Source organism: Methylobacterium sp. 190mf (assembly GCF_900107945.1).
In the GTDB taxonomy this organism is placed as follows: Bacteria; Pseudomonadota; Alphaproteobacteria; order Rhizobiales; family Beijerinckiaceae; genus Methylobacterium.
This window is the reverse complement of record NZ_FNVI01000069.1, coordinates 1-3681: the sequence shown is the minus strand read 5'-3', so window position 1 is coordinate 3681 and position 3681 is coordinate 1. Positions and strand designations below refer to the sequence as shown.

Sequence of the window (3681 nt, the reverse complement as noted above, 5' to 3'; positions counted from 1 at the left end):
GCAATCCCGCCGGCCAGCCCGCCCGCTTGTCAGAAGATGGCTCAGCGCCCGGTCCACTTCCGCGGCCGGCGCCGATGAGCCGGGGTATAGATCCATGGTTCCCGGCCGTCAACAGGCTTGTTGGCCGGAAAGCCGATTTTCTTGGACTCCGCGGACGACAGCCGTGTGACGCCCGATTCGCACTCCCGGTGGGCGCGCTAGGCCTCGAGGCTCAGGGTCATGCCGTCATAGGCGGGCACGATGCCCTCCGGCAGGCGCGCCGCGAGGGCGCCGTAGTCGAGATCCGTGTGCAGGTTGGTCAGGACCGCGCGGCGTGGCTGCACCGACTCGATCAGCGCGAGGGCGTCCGAGACCGAGAAGTGGGTCGGGTGCGGGGTGTCCCGCAGGGCGTCGATGATCAGCAGGTCGAGACCGCGGAGCCGGGCGAGGCTCGCCTCCGGGATCAGGCTGACGTCGGGCATGTAGGCGGCCGCGCCGAAGCGGAAGCCCAGGGCCGCCTCGTTGCCGTGCTCCACCGGGAGCGATTCCACGGTGATCGCCCCCCCCTCCCCGTCCAGGGTCAGGTCGCGGCCGGCGGCGAGGTCGCGCAGGTCGAGGATCGGCGGGTAGGCGCTCCCGGGGGGCGTCTCGAAGCAGTAGCCGAACCGGGCCGTGAGCAGCGACCGCGTCAGGGCGTCGGCGTAGACCGGGATGCGGGCCCGCATGGCGATCACCAGCGGGCGCAGGTCGTCGATCCCGTGGGTGTGGTCGGCGTGGGCGTGGGTGTAGAGCACCCCGTCGAGGCGCGTCACGCCGGCGTCGATGAGCTGCTCGCGCAGGTCCGGAGAGGTGTCGACCAGGAGCGTGGTCCGCCCCGCCCCCGACGCGCGCTCCACCAAGATCGAGCAGCGCCGCCGGCGGTTGCGCGGCTCCGCCGGGTCGCAGGCGCCCCAGCCGCTGCCGACCCGCGGCACCCCGCCGGACGAGCCGCAACCGAGGATGCGCAGGGTCAGGCTCGCCATCCGGATCTCCCGCTCCGACTCGTCACGCAGCGCCCGGGCGCGTTCCGGCGGCCTTGTCGAACAAGGTGAAGAAATTCGCCGTCGTGGTCCGGGCGAAGTCCTCGGCGGTCAGCCCCAGGGTCCCGGCCAGCGACCGGGCGGTGTCGGCCGTGTAGGCCGGCTCGTTGGTCCGTCCTCGGTGGGGCTCGGGGGCCAGGAACGGCGCGTCGGTCTCCACCAGGATCCGGTCGAGGGGCACGGCCCTGGCGATGTCGCGCAGGTCGTGCGAGCGCCGGAACGTGACGATGCCCGAGAAGGACACGTACAGCCCCAGCTCCACCCCGGCCTCCGCCAGCCGCCGCCCCGACGAGAAGCAGTGCAGCACCGCCCGGAACGGCGCCCGGCCCATCTCGTCGGCGAGCACCCGCTCCATGTGGTCGTCGGCGTCCCGGGCGTGGATCACGAGCGGCAGGCCGGAGAGCCGGGCCGCCGCGATGTGGGCGCGCAGCACCCGCTCCTGCACGGCCTCGGGGGCGGCGTCGGCGTAGTGGTAGTCGAGGCCGGCCTCGCCGATCCCGACGCAGCGCGGGCTGGCCTGGGCGAGGCCCGCGATCGTGTCGGCGGCGACGTCCGGCTCCTCGGCGGCCCCGTGGGGATGGGTGCCGACCGTGTGCCAGACCTCGGGATGAGCCTCGGCGATCGCCCGGTAGGTGTCGGCCTTGGCGACCCGGGTGGCGATCGTGAGCATGCCGGCTACGCCCGCGGCCTTGGCGCGGGCGATCACGCCCGGGAGGTCGGCGGCGAAGTCCGGGAAGTCGAGATGGCAGTGGCTGTCGATGAGCATCGGGTCTCGGGGCCGTCGGGCGGCAGGGTCCTTCAAGCGGCGAGGTCCTTCAGGCGGACGGAGTCTCGGGGCGCTCGAAGCGCGGGAAGATCGGCGCGGGGGCGGGGAGCGCCGTGCCGGGCACGAGCCGGCCCCCCGCCCCCACATCGGCGAGGCCGCGCCGGTCGGCCGGCACCGCCAGCAGGTCGAGGAGCTTGGCCGCCGCCCCCGGCACGAAGGGCTGGATCAGGATGCCGAAGGCGCGCAGCGCCTCCAGCGTCGTGTAGAGCACGGCGTTCATCCGCGCCGGGTCGGACTTGCGCAGCTTCCACGGCTCCTGGGCGGCGAAGTAGCGGTTGGCCTCGGCCACCACGGCCCAGATCTCCGCCAGGACGGAGTGGAGCGCGAGCTCGCCCATGAGGGTCCGGGCCCGTGCCGGCAGGGCGTCGGCCTGGGCCAGCAGGGCCGTGTCGGCCGCGTCCAGGCTGCCCGGATCCGGCACCGCGCCGTCGCAGTTCTTGGCGACCATCGTGAGCGAGCGCTGGGCGAGGTTGCCGAGGTCGTTGGCGAGATCGGCGTTGATCCGGCCGATGATCGCCTCGTGGCTGTAGCTGCCGTCGCCGCCGAACGGCACCTCGCGCAGCACGAAGTAGCGCACCGGGTCGACCCCGTAGGTGTCGGCGAGCTCGAACGGGTCGAGGACGTTGCCCAGCGACTTCGACATCTTCTCGCCCTTGGAGAGCAGGAAGCCGTGGCCGAAGACGCGCCTGGGCAGCGGCAGCCCGGCCGACATCAGGAAGGCCGGCCAGTAGACCGCGTGGAACCGGACGATGTCCTTGCCGATCACGTGCAGGTCCATCGGCCAGAATCTTTCTTGGGGGTTCTCCGCGTCGGGGAAGCCGGTGACGGTGAGATAGTTGGTGAGCGCGTCGACCCACACGTACATCACGTGGTTCGGATGCCCCGGCACCGGCACGCCCCAGTCGAAATTGGTGCGGCTGACCGAGAGGTCCTTGAGGCCGGAGCGCACGAAGCTCGCCACCTCGTTCCGGCGCGTGTCCGGCCCGATGAAATCCGGCTGATCCGCGTAGAGGTCGAGCAGCCGGTCCTGGTAGGCGGACAGTCTGAAAAGGAAATTCTCCTCCTCCATCCACTCGACCGGCGTGTCGGTGGCGAGGCTGCGGCGGCTGCCATCCTCCAGGAGCCGGGTCTCGGACTCGTCGTAGTAGGCCTCGTCGCGGACCGAGTACCAGCCGGCATACTTGTCGAGGTAGATGTCGCCGTTGGCCTCCATCCGCCGCCAGATCTCCTGGGCGGCGGCGTAGTGGCCAGGCTCGGTGGTGCGGATGAAGCGGTCGTAGGCGCAGTCCATCCGGTCGGCCATGGCCTGGAACCGGGCGGCCGTGCCGTCGACGTAGGCGCGCGGGGTGGTGCCGGCCCGGGTCGCGGCCTGCTGGATCTTGAGCCCGTGCTCGTCGGTCCCGGTGGAGAATAGCACGTCGTAGCCGTCGAGCCGGTGGAAGCGCGCGATCGCGTCGGCGGCGATCACCTCGTAGGCGTGGCCGATATGGGGCGCGCCGTTGGGGTAGGAGATCGCGGTCGAGAGACCGAACGTCTTTCGGGGATTCGCCGGGGCGTTGGACGTCACGTCTGTGGTGTTCCGGATGAGCGCGGGAAGCTGCCCGCGTTGTCGCGCGGCCGGCGCCGGGACGCAACCGTCGCCGCCTGCGGGCGCGACGGCGATCCTCCGCGGCGGCCAGCACCGGACACGCGTGATCGTCCCCGCGCGCGTGGCGCCGGGGGCATGGCCCGGGAGGCGAGCACGAGGGACGCGGGACGCCGCGGGAACCCAGGTGTCGGCCAAGTACGCGCGGGATC

Annotated in this window: 3 protein-coding genes; all 3 read right to left on the bottom strand. The window is 72.3% G+C overall.

Annotation, left to right across the window (positions count from 1 at the left end; translation table 11 throughout):
* Nucleotides 1–197: 197 nt before the first annotated feature.
* Genes C4T42_RS31200 through metG form a run of 3 tightly spaced genes read right to left on the bottom strand, consistent with a single transcriptional unit; the run spans nt 198 to nt 3451 of the window.
* Nucleotides 198–1001, bottom strand: coding sequence for an MBL fold metallo-hydrolase (locus C4T42_RS31200; protein ID WP_103986555.1), 804 nt, complete (start codon nt 999–1001; stop codon nt 198–200).
* Nucleotides 1002–1023: 22 nt separating this feature from the next.
* Complete coding sequence (locus C4T42_RS31195; RefSeq protein ID WP_103986554.1) at nt 1024–1824, bottom strand: TatD family hydrolase; 801 nt, start codon at nt 1822–1824, stop codon at nt 1024–1026.
* A gap of 49 nt (nt 1825–1873) precedes the next feature.
* Nucleotides 1874–3451 carry a methionine--tRNA ligase gene (metG, locus tag C4T42_RS31190; RefSeq protein ID WP_103986553.1) on the bottom strand — a complete coding sequence of 526 codons (1578 nt, stop codon included), beginning with the start codon at nt 3449–3451 and terminating at the stop codon, nt 1874–1876.
* Nucleotides 3452–3681: the final 230 nt, after the last annotated feature.